General features: G+C 45.2%; 15 protein-coding genes and 1 tRNA gene. 5 read left to right on the top strand and 11 right to left on the bottom strand.

What is annotated here, in order from left to right; genetic code table 11:
- Positions 1-31 precede the first annotated feature (31 nt).
- From GVT53_RS20705 to GVT53_RS20680, 6 genes are read right to left on the bottom strand one after another with little or no spacing between them, the layout of a single operon-like run.
- Positions 32-1,366, bottom strand: a complete 1,335-nt coding sequence (locus GVT53_RS20705) for a quinol:cytochrome C oxidoreductase (RefSeq protein WP_166250339.1) — start codon at positions 1,364-1,366, stop codon at positions 32-34.
- Positions 1,367-1,383: 17 nt separating this feature from the next.
- Positions 1,384-1,953 carry a c-type cytochrome gene (locus tag GVT53_RS20700; protein ID WP_166250338.1) on the bottom strand — a complete coding sequence of 190 codons (570 nt, stop codon included), beginning with the start codon at positions 1,951-1,953 and terminating at the stop codon, positions 1,384-1,386.
- A gap of 4 nt (positions 1,954-1,957) precedes the next feature.
- Complete coding sequence (locus GVT53_RS20695; RefSeq protein WP_166250337.1) at positions 1,958-2,485, bottom strand: DUF3341 domain-containing protein; 528 nt, start codon at positions 2,483-2,485, stop codon at positions 1,958-1,960.
- A gap of 2 nt (positions 2,486-2,487) precedes the next feature.
- Positions 2,488-4,239, bottom strand: a complete 1,752-nt coding sequence (nrfD, locus tag GVT53_RS20690) for an NrfD/PsrC family molybdoenzyme membrane anchor subunit (RefSeq protein WP_166250336.1) — start codon at positions 4,237-4,239, stop codon at positions 2,488-2,490.
- A 33-nt stretch (positions 4,240-4,272) separates the two neighbouring features.
- Positions 4,273-7,404 (bottom strand): TAT-variant-translocated molybdopterin oxidoreductase, encoded by a 3,132-nt coding sequence (locus GVT53_RS20685; protein WP_166250335.1) that lies wholly within the window; start codon positions 7,402-7,404, stop codon positions 4,273-4,275.
- A gap of 32 nt (positions 7,405-7,436) precedes the next feature.
- The gene (locus GVT53_RS20680; RefSeq protein ID WP_166250334.1) at positions 7,437-8,807 is read right to left on the bottom strand and encodes a c-type cytochrome; all 1,371 of its coding nucleotides are present in this window, start codon (positions 8,805-8,807) and stop codon (positions 7,437-7,439) included.
- A gap of 235 nt (positions 8,808-9,042) precedes the next feature.
- On the opposite strand from GVT53_RS20680, the gene GVT53_RS20675 reads away from it, so the two are divergent.
- Positions 9,043-9,414, top strand: a complete 372-nt coding sequence (locus GVT53_RS20675) for an SPOR domain-containing protein (protein ID WP_166250333.1) — start codon at positions 9,043-9,045, stop codon at positions 9,412-9,414.
- Between the two features lie 52 nt (positions 9,415-9,466).
- Here the strand turns inward: GVT53_RS20675 and infB are convergent, their stop codons facing one another.
- Genes infB through rimP form a run of 3 tightly spaced genes read right to left on the bottom strand, consistent with a single transcriptional unit; the run spans position 9,467 to position 13,966 of the window.
- Positions 9,467-12,217 carry a translation initiation factor IF-2 gene (infB, locus tag GVT53_RS20670; protein WP_166250332.1) on the bottom strand — a complete coding sequence of 917 codons (2,751 nt, stop codon included), beginning with the start codon at positions 12,215-12,217 and terminating at the stop codon, positions 9,467-9,469.
- 42 nt (positions 12,218-12,259) lie between these two features.
- Complete coding sequence (nusA, locus tag GVT53_RS20665) at positions 12,260-13,492, bottom strand: transcription termination factor NusA (protein ID WP_166250331.1); 1,233 nt, start codon at positions 13,490-13,492, stop codon at positions 12,260-12,262.
- 12 nt (positions 13,493-13,504) lie between these two features.
- Complete coding sequence (rimP, locus tag GVT53_RS20660) at positions 13,505-13,966, bottom strand: ribosome assembly cofactor RimP (protein ID WP_166250330.1); 462 nt, start codon at positions 13,964-13,966, stop codon at positions 13,505-13,507.
- Between the two features lie 336 nt (positions 13,967-14,302).
- On the opposite strand from rimP, the gene GVT53_RS20655 reads away from it, so the two are divergent.
- Together GVT53_RS20655 and GVT53_RS20650 are read left to right on the top strand one after the other, a co-directional pair.
- A complete protein-coding gene (locus tag GVT53_RS20655) occupies positions 14,303-17,470 on the top strand; it encodes a PA14 domain-containing protein (protein WP_166250329.1) in 3,168 nt (1,055 codons plus the stop codon).
- Entirely contained in the window at positions 17,460-17,705 is a 246-nt protein-coding gene (locus GVT53_RS20650) for a hypothetical protein (protein WP_166250328.1), read from the top strand. Before GVT53_RS20655 ends, GVT53_RS20650 begins: the two co-directional genes overlap by 11 nt.
- Positions 17,706-17,763: 58 nt before the next feature.
- On the opposite strand, the gene GVT53_RS20645 is transcribed toward GVT53_RS20650, so the two are convergent.
- Complete coding sequence (locus GVT53_RS20645; protein ID WP_166250327.1) at positions 17,764-18,666, bottom strand: DUF1963 domain-containing protein; 903 nt, start codon at positions 18,664-18,666, stop codon at positions 17,764-17,766.
- Between the two features lie 234 nt (positions 18,667-18,900).
- Between GVT53_RS20645 and GVT53_RS20640 the strand changes: the two genes are divergently transcribed.
- Positions 18,901-19,503, top strand: a complete 603-nt coding sequence (locus GVT53_RS20640; protein ID WP_166250326.1) for a YkgJ family cysteine cluster protein — start codon at positions 18,901-18,903, stop codon at positions 19,501-19,503.
- A gap of 58 nt (positions 19,504-19,561) precedes the next feature.
- Here the strand turns inward: GVT53_RS20640 and GVT53_RS20635 are convergent.
- Positions 19,562-19,633: transfer RNA gene (locus GVT53_RS20635), tRNA-Gln, on the bottom strand.
- A 194-nt stretch (positions 19,634-19,827) separates the two neighbouring features.
- Here GVT53_RS20635 and GVT53_RS20630 point away from each other — a divergent pair.
- Positions 19,828-23,166: a glycosyltransferase family 117 protein gene (locus tag GVT53_RS20630; RefSeq protein ID WP_166250325.1), complete on the top strand. Its 3,339-nt coding sequence runs from the start codon at positions 19,828-19,830 to the stop codon at positions 23,164-23,166.
- The last annotated feature ends 18 nt before the right edge of the window (positions 23,167-23,184 follow it).

The raw sequence follows: 23,184 nt of genomic DNA, 5'->3' as shown, positions 1-23,184 counted from the left end.
TATATCTATCTAAGACTTAAATCGTATTGTATTAATAATGAAAATGTCTACTCTCCTCAATAAATGGGTTTCGTTTGGGCTGTAAGGGTGCCTTTGTCAAAGCAGTGAACACCCAGTACACAAACAAACCTCCAAAGAACAGAATACCGCCAATTTCCGGCAGTCCAATGAACCATTGATCGCCAACCGTTGCAGGCATTATCATATTAAATATATCCAAATAGTGGCCAAAAAGCACCACAATACCGGTCATGATCACAAACCAGTTGATTCTCTTGTAATCGCTGTTCATAAGGACCAACAAAGGGAACACAAAGTTCAATGCCAACATACCAAAGAAGGGCAATTTGTAATCTTGGAACCTTGCCACATAATAAGTGACTTCTTCCGGAATGTTTGCGTACCAAATCAGCATGAACTGTGCGAACCAAAGGTAGGTCCAGAAAATGCTGATACCGAACATGAACTTGGCCAAATCGTGAACATGGCTGTCGTTTACATCTTCCAGATACCCTTTTGATTTAAGGTAAACGGTTACCATGGCGATAACGGTGATGCCGGACACAAACATGCTGGCAAACACATACCATCCAAACAGGGTACTGAACCAGTGCGGATCTACACTCATGATCCAGTCCCAGGACATCATGGACTCGGTTACAAGATAGAATACCAAGAAACCGGCAGACCATCTAAAGTTTTTTACAAAGTTGGTATTGTCATCGGACTCATCTTGTGCCAAGGACAATTTTCTGGAGTATTGACGGTAGAAAATCCATCCGCCCAAGAATATGGCCGCTCTGATCAGGAAGAAAGTGGGATTCAAATACCCTGCTTTTCCCTGCAAAAGTTCGTCATGGGCCACTACTTCTGAATCCATCCATACGAACATGTGGTTCATATGAAGTACCGATAGCAACAATATTACGAATACTATGATACCTCCGGGAACCAAATATGCGGTAATCCCTTCCATCACCCTGAAGAGTAAAGGGGACCATCCTGCCTGAGCTGCGCGTTGTATGGCATAGAATGCCAATACGCCCAACGAGATCATAAAGAAAAAGAAGGCTGCTACGTAAAGTGCGGACCAAGGTCTGTTCTGCAATTGGTGCAGCAAATGCTCATCGTGGGAAGCATCGTGTTCCCCACCATGTGATGCTTGCTCTCCATGGCCTTGGTCACCATGGGCCTCCGTGGCCGCTTCTGCATGCCCTCCTCCATGACCATCATCATGTACTGCTACCATGGCCTTGGCTTCTTCCACGGTTGATGGGGCAGACATAAAACCAATTACAAGGAATATAAATCCAAGCCCCATGGCTATGAAAGATCCTAGTCTAAGTTTGTTTGAAAAGGTATACATAGTTTCTTCTTATCCTATTATTTTGTTAGGTCTTCCTTTAACTTCATCACGTATTCGGATACTTGCCACATTTCTTCTTCGTTGGCGAACTGTGCGGCATAGGAGCCCATGGAGTTCAATCCGTAATAGATGGTGTGGTACGTAGTTCCTACCGTAATATTTCTTGCTGCGTCATCGTAGCTGGGAACACCCAATATTTTTTCTCTCTTTACCAGGTTACCTTGTCCGTCCCCTCTTGGTCCGTGACAAACTGCACAGTAAATGGCATATAGTTCTGCGCCTTTTGCCAAGTTTTCTTCCTGCTTAAGGGAATCCAAGGGACTTGTGTTCAATCTGGCAAGTTCTTTACCTTCTGGAGTGTTTTCGAACTCATAGGGCATGTAGCCTCTGGATATGGTTCCTTCTGGTGGCAACATGGCCTCGGTTCCATCGGGAAACAATCCATTGTCCACACCTTGGTAGGTTTCATATCCTACGGGTTCGTACATGTTTGGCATGTATTGGTAGTTCGGGCTGTTCTTGTCCGCACAAGATGCCGCGAACAATACAAGAACCAAAACAACACTTATTTTACCTAATTGCTTCATATTATTAAGACTCCTTTTCTGTAACTTTTACTTCTACCGCACCTGTTTCCCATAACAAGTCAGCAAGTTCATTTTCGTTATCGTTCAAACCTATTTCCATCAAAAAATGGTCGTCGGTAGTACGTTTGTCCGGATTTTCAGCTTTTTTGAACGGCCACATTCTACTTCTGAGGTAAAAGGTGATCACCATTAAGTGAGCTGCAAAGAAAACCGTAAGCTCGAACATGATCGGCACAAAGGCGGGCATGTTCTCCAAATAGCTAAAACTCGGTTTACCGCCGATATCCTGGGGCCAATCCTCGATCATGATATAATTCATCATAACTATGGCAACGGTAAGGCCCAAACATCCATATAGGAAAGAGGTGATGGCGATTCGGGTATCCGCCAATCCCATTGCCTTGTCCAACCCGTGAACAGGAAACGGAGTGTACACCTCCTCGATATGATGGTGCTCTGCCCTAACCTTTTTTACAGCATGCATCAACACATCGTCATCGTTGTAAAGTGCTTGTATAACTTTTGATGCCATAATTATTTTTTATCGTTTAACAACTTTGCCTGACCCGCCCAATCGTCGCGTTGCGCGCGCCCTGGGAACCTTCCGGTAATGGAGTCCAACAAATCATACTCTCTTTCGGTCATTCTTGCGACCTGGGCATAGGTGAATATGCCTATTTCGTTCAGGGTACGCTCCATTTCGGGGCCTACTCCTTTAATTTTTTTCAGATCATCTGGAGTTTCGGTTGCGGCGTCGAACGTTCCGATGGAACTCAACAATTCGGACACCCCTACCTTATCGCCCACTGCTGGTTTCGCCTCGCCCATCAACACATCATCCGTAATGGGCTCATCATAGCCAACAACTTTATTTACGCCTGTGGGCATTTGGTACAACGGCTGGCCGGCATCCCTCAACTTTTTGTATTTCTCTCCTGAAGATTTCAAGATTGATTTTACTTCTGCCTGAGCAATCACCGGGAATGTTCTGGAATACAACAAGAACAGTACGAAGAAAAATCCGATAGTTCCAATGAAGATTCCAATATCCACAAATGTTGGGGAGAACATCGTCCAAGAAGATGGCAGGTAATCCCTGTGCAACGAAGTAACGATGATCACAAAACGCTCGAACCACATTCCTATGTTCACCACAATGGAGATAAAGAAGGAGAACATGATGCTGGTACGCAATTTTTTGAACCACATGAACTGGGGCGAGAATACGTTACAGGTCATCATGGACCAGTAAGCCCACCAGTAAGGACCGGTAGCCCTGTTCAAGAAGGCATATTGCTCGTATTCTACACCGGAGTACCATGCAATGAACAACTCTGTGATATAGGCACAACCAACGATGGAACCGGTGATCATGATCACAATGTTCATCAACTCGATGTGCTGTACCGTAATGTAGGCTTCCAAGCTGCACACTTTACGCATAATGATCAACAGTGTGTTCACCATGGCAAATCCCGAGAAAATCGCACCCGCAACAAAGTAAGGTGGGAAAATGGTGGTGTGCCATCCCGGAATTACCGAAGTAGCAAAGTCAAACGATACGATGGTGTGCACGGAAAGTACAAGTGGCGTGGCCAAACCTGCCAACACCAAGGAAACTTCCTCAAAACGTTGCCAATCCTTGGCACGACCTGTCCAACCAAAGCTCAACAGACTGTATATTTTCTTTTGGAACGGTTTTACCGCTCTGTCACGAATCATGGCGAAATCGGGCAAAAGGCCGGTCCACCAGAACACCAACGATACGGAAAGGTAGGTTGAAATCGCAAACACGTCCCAAAGCAAGGGGGAGTTAAAGTTTACCCATAGGGAACCGAATTGGTTAGGGATAGGGAGCACCCAGTATGCCAACCAAGGACGCCCCATGTGAATGATCGGGAACAAACCTGCCTGGATCACCGAGAAAATGGTCATCGCCTCCGCAGAACGGTTAATGGCCATTCTCCATTTTTGACGGAACAGTAAAAGTACCGCTGATATCAGTGTACCTGCGTGACCAATACCTACCCACCATACAAAGTTGGTGATATCCCAGGCCCAGTTGACGGTTCGGTTAAGACCCCAAACCCCAATACCCGTGGAAACGGTATAAATGATACATCCTAGACCCCAGAGGAATGCCACTAAGGCAATGGAGAAAACTATCCACCATTGTTTATTGGCCTTTCCCTCAACCGGACGGGCAATGTCCACTGTTACATCGTGGTATCCTTTGTCTCCGACCACTAAGGGCTTTCGAATAGGTGCTTCGTAATGCGACGCCATAATTTATCTTCTAGTTACTTCTTTTTTTATTGATTAAGCCTCGTTGGTGTTTCTCACTTTCACATGATAGAACACGTTCGGTTTTGTACCCACATGCTCCAACAAATGGTACATTCTGTTATCCTCCTTCAACGCTGCCACTTTGCTGTCGTGATCGTTCACATCACCAAATACCATGGCCCCGCTGCTACATGCCGCGGAACAAGCTGTTTGGAACTCGCCATCTTTAATGACCCTTCTATCCCTCTTGGCATCCAAAATGGTCTTTTGCGTCATTTGGATACACATGGAGCATTTCTCCATAACACCTCGTGAACGTACATTAACATCTGGGTTGATCACCATTTTACCCAAATCGTTGTTCATGTTAAAGTCGAACTCGTCGTTGTTGTTGTACAAGAACCAGTTGAACCTACGAACTTTATATGGACAGTTGTTGGCACAGTATCTTGTACCTACACAACGGTTGTATGCCATATGGTTTTGACCTTGTCTACTGTGGGAAGTTGCCGCTACCGGACAAACTGTTTCACACGGTGCATGGTTACAGTGCTGGCACATTACGGGCTGAAAGGCCACTTGTGGATTGGCAGACGGGTCTTCCATCTCCCTAAATCCTCCAAGGGAACCATTATCTCCCCAAAGACCATCCATTCCTTCCTTCTTCTCGTTATCCCCTTCAAAGGTATCTTCGGAAGAGTAATATCTATCTATTCGCAACCAGTGCATATCCCTGGAGCGGCGAATCTCTGCCTTGCCCACCACGGGAACATTGTTTTCTGCATGACAAGCAATAACACAAGCACCACATCCGGTACAAGCGTTCAAATCGATGGATAGGTTGAAGTGATGCCCAACGCTTCTATCAAATTCTTCCCAAAGGTCGGCATCCGGTGAAGTCACAGGTATTTCATTGTGATTCAAACTTACATGCGGCATTGGGTTCCACTCTGCATGATCCTTCGTATTGAAAATCTCCAAGGTGGTTTCCTTGATGATATCACCCCTGCCCATAAGGGTTTTTTGTGACTGAACACAGGCAAACTCATGTGTTCCGGAAGCTTTTTCAACGGTAACGGACTGCACATCGGAGAAATTGGCATACAAAGTGTATGCATTCACTCCAGTCGCCATTTCCGCTTGCATTCCGGCCTTTTTACCGTATCCGAAAGATAGACCGACTGTTCCCACGGCCTGACCTGGCTGAACAATAACGGGCACATTTTCCAGCACCTTACCGTCCACGGTCAAGTTCACATAGCTACCGTTAAGGCCACCATCGGCAACAATGGTATTTTCAAGTCCCCACGATTCAGCGTCCGCTTTGGAAACGGTTACATAGTTATCCCAAGAAACCCTGGAAATTGGGTCGGGGAACTCTTGCAACCAAGGGTTATTGGCCTGTCGACCATCACCCATTCCAACCTTGGAGTAAAGCACCAACTCAGTTCCTTGACTGGTTGAATTTACCAAAGTGCGGATTGCCGAAGCAATTGGAACTATTTCCGGTTGCTCTTCTTCAGCATCTGTTGTTGCAGCAGGAACGTTTGTCTCCTCTCCAACTTCCACGGCCACGTATGGCGCAGCGAACACACCATCTTGCAACGCTTTGTTCCAAGAACCTCCCTGAAGAACATCCGTGCTCCAAGTTTCCTTAATGTATTCGTAATATGTTTTCTCGACACCCATCCATGTTAAAAGTGCTGTTTGAAACTGTCTGGTATCAAACAACTCACGGATTGCTGGTTGCATCAAGCTGTATTCTCCTTTTTTGAATTCGGCATCGCCCCAAGACTCCAAATAATGTGACGCAGCAGCAACATAACCTGATGCTTGCGCGGTCTCGTCATTGGTGTAGGCAAAATCAACCGAAAGCTCTACCTGACCAAGACCGGATATAAACTCTTCGGCATTTGGCAATGTATACGCCGGGTTAACACCGTCCATGATCAATGCACCAACACGACCTGCGTTCATGTCGGCAATTAATTTGCCCACTTTTGCAGCATCACCTTGGCGCACATATTTTGGTTTTTCAACATCAAAAGCCTCGCTGCCCAACAACTTGTTAATGGCCAACACAACTGTTTGTGCATTCTCATCATTAAGCCCACTAACAACCACTGCCTTACTGCCGGCCTTCTTGATCTCGGCAGCGATCTTATCAACAGCTTCATCGACATCGGAAGTTCCTCCTCCAACATTGCTACCGTTCAGTTTACCGTACAATTTGGCAAGTGCAATTTTTTGCTGGGTGGGCGTCATTGGATAACGCTTGTCCGCATTGGCACCGGTCAAGGACATATTGGCCTCCAACTGTACATGCCTGGACATTTTACCGTTTTTGGGAACACGTCCTTTGGTATAACCGGAATCGTATCCGCCGCCTTGCCAGTCACCAAGAAAATCGGCCCCGAAGGAAACGATCAAATCAGCTTTTTCGAAATCGTAATCGGCCAAGGCACGTTCACCGTATGCTTTTTGATAAGCATTCAATGCGGCATCCTCGGAAATGGCATCATAAACCACATGGTTCACGTTCTCTCCGTAAGCCGCTTTAAATTCAGAAATCAATTTGGTGGTCGAAGGACTTGCATAGGTCTGAGTCAACAGGACCACTTGCTTATTGGAACCCTTGAGCGCGTTCAATTTTGCCCTAACGGTAGCGTCCAGCACCTTCCACTCCACAGGTTCCCCATTGGCCATCGGCCCCTGAACCCTTTTGCTATCGTACAAAGTCAACACGGATGCCTGCACTCTTGCATTGGCACCTCCATTTACTTTGGCATCGGTATTGTTTTCTATTTTGATGGGTCTTCCCTCACGGGTCTTCACCAGAATACTGGCAAAATCAAAACCATCGGCAATTGTGGTCGCATAGTAATTGGCCACCCCAGGGACAATATTGTCCGGTTGAACCACATACGGAATGGACTTATGAACAGGACCTTCGCATGCTGCAACCGTGGCTGCCGCCGTACTAAAACCTACATACTTTAAGAAATCCCTACGGGATGTATTGGATGAGGACAGGTTTTCCTTGTCGCCCAAAAACTCATCAACGGGAATCTCTTCGGTAAACTCGTTGTTTTTTAGCGCCTCAACAATGGAATCGTTCGGATTAAGCTCCGCTTCACTTTTCCAATATTTTTTGTTTGATGCCATACGATATATCTGAGATTATCTTCTTTTAATTCTTAATAGTGACACTTTCCACATTCCAGACCGCCCATCATGGCCGCGGTCAGCTCCTCAACACCATACTTCTTGGACAACTCCTCGTGGATTGCTTCGTAGTAAGCATTGCCCTGAACCTTAACATTGGTCTCACGGTGACAGTTGATACACCAACCCATGGTCAACGGAGCATGTTGTTCAACAATTTCCATTTCCTCCACGGGACCGTGACATGTCTGACAATCCACACCAGCCACGGAAACGTGCTGTGAGTGGTTGAAATAGGCAAAATCCGGCAGGTTGTGGATTCTCACCCACTCCACTGGCTGGGCATTACCAGTATAACTCTGGTTTTCCTCGTCCCATCCAACTGCTTTATATAGTTTTTTGATTTCCCCGGTATAGAACTCATTGGTGTACCCTGCGGCCAAATCTTCGGCAGAAGGCCCATCTGGACCACCTGTGTACTCATAGATTGATTTATGGCAGTTCATACAAACGTTCAAAGACGGAATCCCCGAAGTTTTTGAAACTCTCGCAGAGGAGTGACAGTACTTACAGTCCACGCCATTATCCCCAGCATGAATCTTGTGCGAGAAGTGAATCGGCTGAACCGGGGCGTAACCTTGATCAACACCCACCTGCATAAAGAAGCCGTAGGCAAAATAGGCACTGCCCAACAACAAGAAGATGACACTTACCAAAACCAAGAACTGATTCTGGACAAACGCCTTCCATATGGGCAAACGTTTTTCTTTCTCTTTTTCAATGACAACACCATTGGCCTCGGCGATTCTGCGCAAGGTTTTGTTGACCAAAATCAACATTACGACCAACAGACCGAACACCAAGGCAAGGGCACCTAGAATGATTTCATTTGAAATCCCCGAACCGGAACCACCAGAACCTTCACCACCCGCCGGTGTTGCTGCTGTAGATTGAGCAGCCGCTTTTGGAGGCGCAGCGGTATAGGCCAAAATATTGTCGATATCCTCGTTGGACAATGTTGGGAAAGGCGTCATTGCCGCCTGATTGTACTCCGCATAAATCTTATTGGCATAGGAGTCACCTGATGCGATTACTGCCGGGCTATTTTTAATCCATGCATAGATCCACTCCTTATCCAAACCTTCATCTTCCGCCAATCTGGTCTCCACATTTGCCAATGCGGGACCTGTCATCTTTCTGTCCAAAGAGTGACATGCGGCACAGTTCTGATTAAAAAGCTGCTTCCCCTTTACAGGATCACCTTCAACCGCCTCCGCACTTTGTTCTGTAGCAGTATCGGTCGCAGGCTCGGCTTCTTCCTGTGCATAAAAAGATAATGGGAATAATAGGAGAGTTAAACCTAAAACTTTTGAAAATAGATGGCGGTATAAAACCTTTTTCATATTCGTGAAATTTCTATCGAAATCTTTGGCATGATTCTTTCTATTGAGTTTGAGAGCAATAGCTTTTTACCCTACCAAGAATGGCAACAAAAGTAAGACATACAGTCATTTTTTGAAATCTTAAGGTATTCATAACTCTTAATTTATAAAGATTCTAAATAACTTGCCCCCGACTTGGTTAACCTTTAATAATCTACATTTGCAATAAGCATAAATCATACAACACGGAAACAACATGAAAACGGCTGTATTTAGCGCAATTTTAATTGCTTTGGCAACTCAAGCTATGGCCCAGGACGGGCAGGTCACCATCCAGCAAGATCCAAAAATAAACGAGTTGGTGAAACTGTACACCAAGGTAAATGCAAACACTGGATATTATCAAATTCAAGTAGGTTTCGGCAATTACCAAAAAGCACAGGATTTATTAAGTCAAGTTGAAATTGACTTTCCGGATTGGTACTCTAAAATAGAGTTTGAATCCCCTACTTACCGCGTTAGATTGGGACGGTTCAAAACCAAATTGGAGGCCGAAAGAAAGTATTTGGAGGTCCGAAAAAAATATCCGGACGCCATGCTCCTAAAACCTGAGCAAAAAGAATCATAACAAAAAAATCCCGCCATTAAGCGGGATTTTTTTTTGCACTGATATATTGTGTTTACAGCTTTTTCTTCACCGCAACTTCTTGGAAGGCCTCTACAATATCTCCTTCTCTTATATCATTATAGTTCTTGATCTGCAATCCGCAATCGTAACCTTTGGCCACTTCCTTGACATCGTCCTTGAATCGTTTTAACGAGGCCAATTCACCTGTATAGACCACAACACCATCGCGAATCAACCTGATACGGGAATTTCTGAAGATTTTTCCACTCGTCACCATACAACCTGCAATGGTTCCGATTTTTGAGATTTTAAACGTCTCTCTTATCTCCGCATTACCCGTAACCTCTTCTTTCATCTCTGGGGACAACATGCCCTCCATCGCGTCTTTAAGATCATTAATGGCATCGTAGATAATGGAATACATCCTGATATCGATTTCCTCCTTATCCGCAATGGACCTGGCATTGCCCATTGGTCTTACGTTAAACCCGATAATAATTGCATCCGAGGCACTTGCCAACAACACATCGGATTCGGTAATCGCTCCAACTCCTTTATGGATGATGTTCACTTGGATTTCATCGGTGGATAGTTTCTGGAACGAATCCGTCAAGGCTTCAACGGAACCATCCACATCACCTTTAAGGATAATGTTAAGCTCCTGGAAGTCGCCCAATGCGATTCTTCGTCCAATTTCGTCCAAGGTAATGTGACGCTGCGTCCTTACAGACTGCTCACGCTGCAATTGTGAACGTTTTGCCGCAATCTGTTTGGCTTCGCGCTCATCCAACAATACATGGAACCTGTCACCTGCCTGTGGCGCCCCATCCAATCCCAAAATGGAAATTGGCGTGGAGGGTCCGGCCGTTTCTATATTGTTGCCACGTTCATCGTGCATGGCCTTTACTTTACCGCTACATGTTCCGGCAAGTACATAATCTCCAATTTTTAGGGTACCGGTCTGTACCAAAATAGTGGCCACATATCCTCTACCTTTATCCAAAAAGGCTTCTACCACTGTACCGGTCGCCAGTCTGTTCGGGTTCGCCTGAAGCTCCAAAAGCTCGGCTTCCAACAGCACTTTTTCCAAGAGTTCATTAACGCCCTGTCCTGTTTTGGCGGAAATATCATGGGACTGTACTTTACCTCCCCAATCTTCCACCAACAAATTCATTTGCGCCAAACCTTCCTTGATCTTATCAGGGTTTGCAGTCGGCTTGTCCACCTTGTTGATGGCAAACACTATCGGCACACCAGCTGCCTGTGCATGGCTAATGGCCTCTTTTGTTTGGGGCATTATATCATCATCCGCAGCAATTACGATAATGGCAATATCCGTAACTTGTGCTCCACGGGCCCTCATCGCAGTAAACGCTTCGTGACCCGGTGTATCCAAGAATGTGATCTTTTGTCCATCTTCAAGGGCAACCCCGTAGGCACCTATGTGCTGGGTAATTCCACCACTCTCCCCTGCGATTACGTTCTCTTGACGAACATAATCCAACAAAGATGTCTTACCGTGGTCAACGTGACCCATTACGGTAACAATCGGCGCACGCGCCTTTAAGTCTTCCGGGCTATCCTGGACCTCCTCAATGGTCTCCTCGATTTCCGCAGTAACGAACTCTACTTCGTAACCAAATTCATCGGCAACTATGGAAAGTGTTTCTGCATCCAAACGCTGATTGAGCGTCACCATAATACCGAGGGACATACAGGCCGAGATGATCTGGGTCGTAGTAACGTTCATCATGGTAGCAAGTTCGTTAACGGTAACAAATTCTGTCACCTTCAAGATCTTGCTGTCCAATTCCTGTTGCTCAAGGTCTTTTTCCGTTTGTTGACGGTGCTGATCCCTTTTCTCCCTACGATATTTGGCCCCACGGCCTTTACTGGATTTACCCTGAAGTTTTTCAAGGGTCTCCCTGACTTGTTTTTGTACTTCTTCTTCGGTAGGCTCTACTTTAGGTGCATTGGAACGCTGTCCCTTCCTACCTCCTGCACCTGGCCTATTGTTTCGGTTGCCACCTGCTTGCGGACCGCTTTTTACGATTCTTCTGCGGCGTTTTTTACGCTCACCTGCATCGGACGAAGCCCCTGCCTTGTTGGTCTTTTGGGTGTCTTCTTTTTTCTTTTTCGCTGGTTTTTTAAACTGCGAAAGGTCGATTTTATCTCCTGTGATCTTAGGGCCTGAAAGTTTCTGATAGTTGGTCTTTAAAGTACCGGACTCAGGGCTTTCGGCTTCCTCCTTAGGTTTTTCAGCTTCGGGCTTTTCCTCCTTAACTTCTGGTTTCTTGCTTTCCTTCTCTACGGTTTTCTCTTGCTCTGGAGCTTTGGGCTTTTCTACCTCTTGAGCTTTTTCCTGTTCAACTTTTGGGGCTTCAGGCTGTTTTGGCTCCTCCTTTTTGGGTTCCTCTTTTTTAGGCTGCTCCGGTTTTTTATCCAAATCGATTTTGCCTACGGTCTTGGGTCCGGCAAGTTCTGCCTTGGCCTTCACCACTTCTTGTTCGGCCTCCCTTTTCTCCTTTGCCAACCTGCGCTCTTCCTGTTCCTTTTCCATTCGGATTCGAATGGCTTCCTTTTCTTTGCGCTTTTCTTCACCAACTTCCTTGGAAGCGACCTTTTTGCTCTTATCCGTTTGGAACTCATCCAACAGAACTTGATACACCTCATTGGATATTTTAGTGGTAGGACGTGCCTCTACCTCATGCCCCTCCGAGGCTAGGTAATCGACTGCCCTATCCAGTGAAATGTTCAATTCTCTGAGAACTTTGTTAAGTCGTATTGTTGGATTTTCTGCCATAAATTATTTTACTTGCCCTAAATTTTCGCTGCTAATATAAGCCTAATCTTCAAATTCTTCCTTGAGGATGCGAACGACTTCCTGAATTGTTTCCACTTCCAGATCGGTTCGCTTCGCCAAGTCTTTAACATCTTGCTCCAGAACGCTGCGTGCGGTATCCAATCCAATCTTCTTGAACTCTTCGATCACCCAGCTCTCGATTTCATCGGAGAACTCGGTCAATTCCACATCTTCCTCAACACCTTCTCGGAACACATCTATTTCGTAACCAGTCAATTGACCGGCCAATCGTATATTATGCCCTCCCCTACCAATGGCCTTGGAAACTTCTTCCGGCTTCAGGTATACTTGGGCTGTTTTCTTCTCATCGTTCAATTTAACGGAGGACACCCTTGCAGGGCTCAATGCACGGGTCACCATTAATTGCGGATTGTTCGTCCAGTTGATCACATCTATATTTTCGTTGCCCAACTCTCGTACAATGCCATGGATTCTCGACCCTTTCATACCTACACAGGCACCCACTGGGTCAATTCTATCATCATAAGAATCAACGGCAACCTTCGCTTTTTCACCGGGGATACGAACCGCTTTTTTGATGGTAATCAAGCCATCGAACACCTCTGGAATTTCCTGAAAGAACAATTGCTCCAAGAAAATGGGCGATGTTCTCGACATAATGATGGCCGGCTTGTTTCCTTTAAGCTCCACGCTCTCGATGATACCTCGAACATTGTCCCCCTTACGGAAGAAATCGGACGGAATCTGTTTTTCCTTCGGAAGGATGATCTCGTTCCCTTCATCATCCAACAAAATTACTGCACGGTGCCTAATATGATGAACCTCGGCGGTGTAAATCTCACCCTCCAAGTCCTTGAATTGCTTGTAGATGGTCGTGTTGTCGTGCTCATGGATTTTTGAGATCAAGTTCTGGCGCAACGCCAAAATAGCCCTTCTTCCCAAATCGATAAGCTTTACCTCTTCCGATACATCTTCACCAACCTCAAAATCGGGCTCGATTTTTCTAGCTTCGGACAACGAAATTTCTTCGTTTGGCTCCTCTACCTCTCCATCTTCAACAACTACACGGTTTCTCCATATTTCCAAATCCCCTTTGTCGGGGTTGATAATGATATCAAAATTGTCGTCAGAACCAAATTTTTTCTTTAACGCACTTCGGAACACTTCTTCCAAAATCGCCATAAGGGTCACCCTGTCAATAAACTTATCGTCCTTAAACTCCGAAAAGGATTCGATGAGCGCTAGGTTTTCCATTTTCTACTACAATTAAAATTTTAATTTAACTTTTGCCTCTTGAATGTCAGAAAAGGCGATTTCCTGCTTTTTCTGTACTGTAACTTTTCCTTTACCCACGGGTTTGGGCTCACGGGCCTTCCACTCCAGGGTAATACTATCTGCCGAGGTCGCCACCAGTGTTCCCTCCAATTGCTCGGAGCTGGTCTTGACCTGTAATTTTCTTCCAATGTTTTTATTGTACTGACGTGGCAATCGCAACGGCGAAGTGGCACCTGCGGATGTCACTTCCAAAGAAAAATCCTCTTCCTCACGATCCAAATTATGTTCAATGGCCCGGCTAATGTTCATGCAATCTTGCAGATTCACGCCTTCATCTCCATCCAAAACCACTTTGATACTGTTGTCGCCGCCCATTTTAAAATCGACCAAGAACAGGGAAGAGTGCTCTTCCAACGCCTTGCCCAGCAACGATTCCACTTTATCCTTCAACATAAAAATGAGAAATAAGTAATAAAAGAGGGGACTCAAGGTCCCCTCATGAATACTTTTATATCCGTTCAGTTTTGCAAATATACAACAAATAATATCGCTTGTGCAACCCCTCTTCGAACAAAAATAAGTTGCCCCCTATCTATTTTTCAATGATTTACCCATCGATCACCAAAGCCAATACCAGGGAACAACAGCACCAACTACCCAACATCGACCCCACTGGAACATACCTTTCTCCACTAATATTAAGGTTAACACTCTTTTTGCTCCCTTTCACAACAAATATTTTGAAGCCGTTGTACACTAATTAATTTTGACCAATATTCAATTAAATTCATGGGCACAACCTCGTTCTGCAATAAGAAGATGAACCATTTTCCCAAAGGATGGATGCTGATTTTGGCATTTTTTCTATTGGGTACGTTTCTTTCATTCTCTCAGACCACTATTTGGAGCGAAAATTTTAACAGCTACGCCGATAACATACAATCGGGAACGGCAACCGGCCCTTCCGCCACAGGATGGACCACAAACCTAGGAAATAGACTATCCGTAAACAACAATGCTTTAAGAGGAAGAAACCTTGACGCAGAAGGTATTTGGCAAGTGAACCCCATAAACATTTCCAGCTACGATTTCGTATCCTTTAGAATGGAAACTCGGGTGAACGACCAAAGTCAGATGGATAACGGAAGCGACTATTTCATTGGTGAATATCGCATTGACGGGGGTTCTTGGCAACAATTTGTAAACGTATCCGGCTCGGCTTCCAACCCATTGAGCCCATCCTATACAGTAAATATCCCTTCAACAGGTAGCTCGAGTCTACAAATTAGGGTTCGTATGATGAATCATGATAACGTGGAGCAATATTTTATTGACAACGTTACGATTCAAGCAAGGTCCGGACTCTGCAATGGCGAAGTCGATTTTGAGTTTTACGACAGCTCGCCATCGGGAAGCACCGTGGACAATATTCCGACAACCGGCTTTCTTGGCTCGGGCACTTTTACCAGTTTTGACGTAGACGCCCTTCAAAATCAAGAAGACCCCGGGGATACCGACAATTTCAGTATAAGATACACAGGGTTTATCCAAATCGACACACAGGGAACTTATACTTTTTACACCACTTCCGATGATGGCTCCAAATTATACATCAATGGCACGCAAGTGGTCAACAACGATGGCGCCCATGGCTCCCAGGAACGTTCGGGAACCATAACCTTATCGCCCGGATTGCACGACATCACCGTATTGTTTTTTGAAAACGGCGGAGGAGAAAATCTATCCGTAGCATATCAAGGGCCCTCTATAGGCAAACAAAACATTCCTTTTTCAAAATTATATTCCACCTGTAGTGTCGGGGCTATCGACCTAGATGGCGATGGAATTGACGATGTAACCGATATCGATGATGACAATGATGGCATCCTCGACACCAACGAATGTGGAGGCGCCAGCGGAAACTTTGTTCAAACGGCGACCAATGTGCAATATTTTAGAGACCCCTCCAATGCGGAAGGAAATCCTGGAACCTCATATGCCTATAACTCCACATCTACCTATGAAGGTCAATCCACCATATCACTTCAATTTGCCAACCCAATTCCAATAGGGACTACGGTGAGCGTATTTTTATCGGCAGCATCGGGCACTTCGGACATGCAAATCCAATATTCCAATGGCTCTTATTTAGCTGATGCCACCGCAATTCCCTCTGGGTCGATTACCGAAATAACCTTTAATGTATCACAAAGTAATTTTCAATCCTTTAGGGTAATGGCTTATCAACCCAGAGCTCGTGTCCATGGTGCCAGCTACGGCGGTGCGGTTGATTGCACTACGGCAGATACCGATGGTGATGGCATTCCAAACTATCAAGATCAGGACAGTGATGGCGATGGCATACCCGACAATGTGGAAGCACAAACATCTTTAAGCTATATAGCACCTTCCGGAACCGATGCCAACAACAATGGTCTGGACGATGCCTACGAAGGGGGCGGAATCACCCCAGTGGATAGCGATGGCGACGGAGCACCTGATTTTATGGATACGGATGCTGACAATGATGGAACGCCCGACACCACTGAAGCAGTTTTGACACTTTCCGGCTCGGATAGCGATAATGACGGCCTCGACAATACCATCGACACCACAACCGGATACGCCGACCCAGGAGGCACCATAGACAATCCATTGAACACCAATGGAGGTTCATTAATACTTCCGGATTCCGATGGCGACGTTGCCTCCGGGGGAGATCTTGATTTTAGGGACGATACTTTTGACGACAACGACCCACCATCCATAACCGCTACCGGAAACCAGGTATTTTGTCCGGGCGACCCAATTCCCGTTGTGGAGAGTGTGGAAATTACGGATACGGACAGCAGCACATTGGATGCCGTCTACATTCAAGTTACCTCTAACTACAATGTTTCTGGCGATGTATTGAGCTTAACAGGAACACACCCGAACATAACAGCAAGTTGGGACACTTCCGAAGGAAGACTTTTCTTGGAAGGACCGGCAACATTGGCCGAATTTGAAGCAGCGATCAGCGATGTCGTGTTTCAAACCACGGCCACGGTGAGCGGTGGGGATACCAGAACATTCTCCATAGTAATGAACGAGGCCAACTATTTAGAGTCCACAGGACACTATTACGAATACGTGGCCGCAGAAGGAATCACATGGACAGCTGCCAGAGATGCTGCCGCACTGCGTTCCTTTTATGGACTTCAAGGCTATCTCGCCACTATTTCCATACAGGACGAATCCGACCTCTTGGGCTCGCAGGCCCCCGGGGCAGGATGGATCGGAGCCAGTGATGCCACGACCGAGGGTGATTGGTATTGGGTAACGGGACCGGAAGCGGGAACGCTTTTTTGGAGAGGAACCGGCGGAGGCACAGCATTTGCTTACGAATTCTGGAACTCAGGGGAGCCCAACAACTCCGGTAACGAAGACTATGCACATATTACAGCACCAGGGGTTGGATTACCAGGCTCATGGAACGACCTTTCCAATACCGGTGCCGCAAGTGGCGATTATCAACCCAAAGGGTATTTGGTGGAATATGGCGGTATGCCCGGCGACCCACCTTACCCCGATTTGGCCGCCACAACCACAATAACGGTAGAATCGGAAGCACCTACAGCCAGCGCGCCTTCACCAATTTCGGTAAACTGTTCCACGGACATTCCAGCTCCGGACGTAACGGTGATTACGGACGAAGCGGATAATTGCGACCCAAAATCCATCGGTAACATTTATAAGCGATGTGAGCGACGGGGGAACCAATCCAGAAATAATTACCCGGACCTACAGAATAACGGACAATGCCGGAAACGCATTGGATGTAGAACAAACCATTACCGTAACCCCATTTTCCATCTCCACCCAACCAGTGGACCAGACCGTGATAGTTGGGAGCAATGGAAGTTTTTCTGTTGTGGCCTCCAACGTGGACACCTACCAGTGGCAAGTGAGCACTGACGGTGGAAGCAATTTTGTACCGATTGCCGATGGTTCGGAATACACTGGAACACAGACCGCAAACTTAACGCTGACAACACCCGACACCTCGTTGAACGGATACATTTACCGTGTCCTTGTTTCGAACAATGGCGGCAGCTGTCCCCCCTTAGCATCGGATGAAGCATTGCTGACCGTAAAGACCGGAAGGGTGATCACCAACCGAGGGGTTACTTACCGAGTGAACAAAAATTGATAAAAAATCAACCCTCTGAAAAAACATCCAGAGGGTTGATTTTAGTTTTGGGACAGTATTAAGTACAACTAATGTTAAGGCCTCCATCTTCAATATTCTTGAAATGGTACGGTAAACAAAAATTAAAGACACAGTCTCCCGAATCGCAAAAGTCCACCGACAAACTATCCACAGAAAAAAGAACAGGTGTTCCATCTCCTTCTCCCTGTAAACATTGGGGTTGCCCAAAAAAGAACTCATCCGGTAATTCTGAAGAATATTCGTAAACGTTAAAACGGACATCATTGGATTCCAACTCTTTCATAAAGTGATCGTAGTCCTCCCCTAAAATACCCTTTAAATCAAAATAAGGCGATTGTTCAAAAAAAATGTTCTCAGATGCATTGTTAAAATCAAATACCCTGGATGCAGGAACGCTCTTTCCTCCGTTTGGAATTTTGCGTACCTTAAGCTGATCTATGGGAGTATCACTATAATATACCCTTCCCAAAACACGGAGTGAATCGTTATATTCCTCTTCAAATTCATCCATGTACTGCTCTTCATCTTCATCATCTTCATCATCAGAAGAATTATCCTCCAATGGACGGCCCATATCCATATCCTCTCCGGGTCTCACAAAAAAATAACACATGCCACTATCTATTGGAAGTATGTTTTTAAAATCAAAGGGTTTTAGTTGTTCCATGTTAAACTGACCCAAAAAAATTTCATCATCATCTGGATGTATATCATCTGGAAGATGCGGGGACCCATACAGTTTTGTGGCGCCCAAAGGGATATCTTCTTCCTTGTATTCCGAATAACCATCTACCAATAGGTAAGCTTCTGAAAAAAGTAGGATATCTTCCTTTATTTTTTTTACCGAATATTTACTCTTGTTCTTTACTTTGGATTTTTCAAGACTTACTTTAAAGTCAAAGTTGTCCAGTACTTCCTTTAATTTGTTAATTTGATCCATACGCTTTCGCATTTAATAGGTTAATAAAAGATTTGGGGTAAATGCTGCGTAGATATTCCAAATATGGAATTATTTTTTGAATGCTACAATCCTAAATATCAAATTACTACCAATAAAGTCAATTGACCATTGTATAAATTTTGATCGCATGTTGAAGAAACCTTCAAATCCGCATTAGTTTTAAAAAATATTTTCATCACGAATCAAAATAAGAGCTAATTTCGGCCTCCAATAATGACACTAGATCAGAAAGTCCGATCGGTTGAAACGTTATTCGACCAGTTGGAGCTAGAGACCCGGCAATTTCAGGAAAAATCGAAACTTGGCTGTGTTTCTGGATGTGGAAAATGTTGCACTTTTCCAAATATTGATGCTTCACCTTTGGAGTTTTTACCCTGGGCATTCCAGCTATTTTTATCGGGCAAGGCGGAAGAGGCACTGGATACGTTAAGTTCGTCCGCTGAGCAGACTTGCTTTCTGTTGACCCCTGTTTCCATTTTGAGCAAAGGGCATTGCGGAAGTTATCGCCACAGGGGACTTATTTGCAGGCTATTTGGATATGCGGCCAGTAAGGACAAGTACGGTAATCTACGATTGGCCACCTGCAAGGTGATCAAAGAGGAACAAGCGGACAGTTACCAGAAAACCACCAAAGCCATTACCGAGGGATTGTATGTTCCCGTTTTTACGGACTATTACATGCAATTGACCCAAATCGACTATCAGCTAGGCTCCAAAATAATGCCCATCAACAAAGCGCTAAAAATGGCGTTGGAAGAGGTGCTGCAATATTATACCTACAGGCCCATCCCCAATATGGACAAGCAAATTGTGTAGCTTGGAAGAAAATCAATAAAAAAAGCCCCTTAAATCCGATGATTTAAGGGGCTTTTTGTTGGCCTACAAGGACTCGAACCTTGAACGACTGAACCAAAATCAGCTGTGTTACCAATTACACCATAGGCCAGTACCATATAAAAGCTAAATTTGATCCAGCTTTTGAGCGTGCAAATTTAAAACAAACTTTGGTTTCAACAAATATTTTTGACAAGAATACACGCTATTTTTCTTGAACATGGGTGTTAAAGGTTTTCCAAAAAGGGCTAGGCTTCTGTTCTATATTTACTAAATTCGCCACAATTCGGTTAACAACCAACTCTTATGTTTGTAAAAGACTTCAAAAAATGGGATACCATCCTAGGGTGGGCATCCTTCGCCATAGCGTTTATAGTTTATGCCCTGACCGTAGAACCCACAGGAAGTTTTTGGGATGCAGGGGAATATATTTCCACCTCGGCAAAGTTACAGGTAGGGCACCCACCGGGAGCTCCGCTTTTGCAAATGATAGGCGCCTTTTTTGCCATGTTCGCCTTTGGCGACGAGACCAAGATCGCCCTCATGGTAAACGCTGTATCCATCGTATCCAGTGCTTTCGCAGTTTTGTTCACTTTTTGGACCATTACCAACTTAACGGGAAAGTTGATCGTTAAAAAGGAAAAAATGACCGATAGCAAGGCCATCGCCATCTTGGGAAGTGGTTTGGTCGGTGCGCTCGCCTTTACTTTTTCGGATAGTTTTTGGTTCAATGCCGTTGAGACCGAGGTATACGGTATGGCCAGTTTGATCATGTCCCTATTAATGTGGCTGGGCTTAAAATGGACGGACAATCTGGGCGACCCCAGAGGGCACCGTTGGCTCATGCTCATTTCGTTTGTGATCGGGCTTACCTTCGGAATACAGTTTATGGGCTTCCTGGCCATTCCATCCATTGGATTGCTCTACTATTTCAAAAAATACAAGACCACCACGGTAAAAAACTTTTTGTTGGCCAACATAGTGGTGATTGCCGTTCTTATTTTGGTGTATAAATTTTCGTTGACCTACGTATTGGAGCTGTTTGGTTGGAGCGAAGTGTTCTTTATCAACGAAATCGGGCTTCCCTTTAATTCGGGATCCATCATTATGGGACTTTTATTTGTGGCCGCTTTCTATTTCGGTTTGAGGTATACCCGAAAACACAATTACTACAATGCCAATATTGTGGTGCTCTGTTTGATGTTCCTCATCCTTGGGTTCTCGTCATGGTTGATGCTTCCCATCAGGGCAAATGCAAAAACAGTCGTCAACGAAAACAACCCTGCCGATGCACGGGCACTACTGGCCTACTACAACAGGGAACAATACCCGGGGGTTGACAGTCCCGTTTATGGCGCCTACTACTCGGATACCTTTGCCCCTTCTGGAGAGGACAGGGACGACAGCCCCAAGTATGAAAAGGACCTCGAACTGGGCAAATATGTTATCGTAAACCATTATAAAGGTGCGATTCCGGGACCCAACGAAAAGCATGTGGGGCTTTTGCCACGGATGTGGAGCGACCAACATGCCGAAAACTATATGCGCTATTTTGGCGCCCTCGAGTTTCGGATAAAATCCGAATACATCTCCAACAACGACCTTCGCCAAGCCGTAAACCAATTCAAAACGGCCTATTCACAAGGAGAGCTCGACACCGAACAATATATTCGCTTTTTAAGGGAATTTGGGGAATACATTGAAGTGCAACCACCCACATTGGGACAAAACCTTGAATACCTGTTTGATTTCCAGTTCAGCTATATGTACATGCGCTACTTTATGTGGAACTTTGTAGGGAAGCAAAACGATATGCAAGGCCGGTACGATGAAAACGGAAATTGGCTGAGCGGCATCAATTTTATCGACAGCATCCGTTTGGGAAGTCAAGAAAATCTTCCGAGCGACTGGAAAAACAATAAAGGCCGAAACACCTACTTCTTTCTTCCCTTATTATTGGGCATCTTAGGAATTGTGTTCCAAGTATCCAGAAACCCCAAACAGTTTTGGGTACTGTTTGTGTTCTTTATGTTCACGGGACTTGCCATACAGTTTTACACCAACCCCTACATTTTTCAGCCCAGGGAAAGGGATTATTCCTTAGTGGGATCCTTCTACGTTTTCTGTATTTGGATAGGGATAGGTGTATACGGACTTTTTGAAGAGTTTAAAAAACTGATTTCCGCCAAAATTGCCGCACCCGCCATCACAACCTTATGTTTATTGGTCGTGCCCCTGTTGATGGCCTTCCAAAACTGGGACGACCATGACCGGTCGGACAGGTACACCGCACCGGCCACCGCAAAAGCCTATCTGGATTCCTGCCAAGAAGATGCTGGCGCCATGTTGTTCACCATCGGGGACAACGATACCTTCCCAATTTGGTATGCTCAGGAAATTGAAAAGTATCGTACCGATGTAAGGGTAATCAATACAAGTTTGTTCGCTACGGATTGGTACATCGACCAAATGAAACGCAAAGCGTACGAAAGCGACCCCATACCATCACAATTAACACACGACAAGTACAGCTACGGAACCAGGGATGCCATCTATTATCAAGAGGTTACCGACAATAGATGGGACATTAAGGATTTTATGAATTGGGTGGGCAGTGACAAGCCACAAACCAAATTCAGACATATTTTGACCAATCAAGGTGCCGATCTTAGCAATTATTCCGAAAGCACTTTGGATATTGTGTATTACCCCACCAATAAGATCAGGATTCCTGTCAACAAACAAAATGTATTGGAAAGCGGGTTGGTCAAAGAAAAAGATTCCGCTTTGATCGTAGATTATATCGATATCGACTTACCTACCGGGGCACTTCCAAAGAACAGGATATTGATGTTGGACATCATCGCCAACAACGATTGGAAACGTCCCATCTATTTCTCTGGAGGTAGTTTTGACAGCGCAGAATACATTTGGATGAAGGATTACCTTCAACTCGATGGTCTGGTGTACAAATTGGTGCCCATAAAAACACCGAACCGAAATTCTTTTGAAATGGGTCGAATCGATTCCGATCTGATGTACGACATCGTCAAGGATTGGGAATGGGGCAACTCAGGAAGCGATGATATCTACCACGACCCCCAAACACGTTCGCAGGGACTTTCTTTCAGAAGTAATTTGGCCCGCTTGATGGAAACAATGATCGCAGAAAACAAAATCGACGAGGCCAAAGATGTGATCAACATTGCCATGGAGAACATGCCAGTGGACCATTATTATTTCTATGCCTTTGTGGAACCATTTGTAGACGGTTATTACAAAGTGGGGGAAACCCAAAAAGCGCGCGAACTGTTCAACAAGCTCAAGAATGTCTATCAAGAACATCTGGAATACTACGCCAACATTCCTTTGGACGAGCAATACGATAAAATAGACGACATTCTATCCGACATGCAGGCCTACCGCAGAAACATTGATATCTTGATTGAAAATGGAGATAAGGAATTGGCAGAGTCGGAAACGATCATTTTTAATGAATACATAGATAAGTTCTCCCAATTTGTAGATGAGGAGGAGGATGTAATGGATGAATCGATCCCTCCAATAGACCCGGACATGGAAAGCTCCGTTCCGATTGATGCACCGGACAACATTCCGGACTCCATAATTCCGGAAAAAGAATAGCAAAAAAAAGCGAGGTCG

The sequence above is a fragment of the Flagellimonas oceani genome (genome assembly GCF_011068285.1).
In the GTDB taxonomy this organism is placed as follows: Bacteria; Bacteroidota; Bacteroidia; order Flavobacteriales; family Flavobacteriaceae; genus Flagellimonas; species Flagellimonas oceani.
Note: the sequence above shows the minus strand (reverse complement) of the source record. Positions and strands in the feature narration are given on the sequence as shown.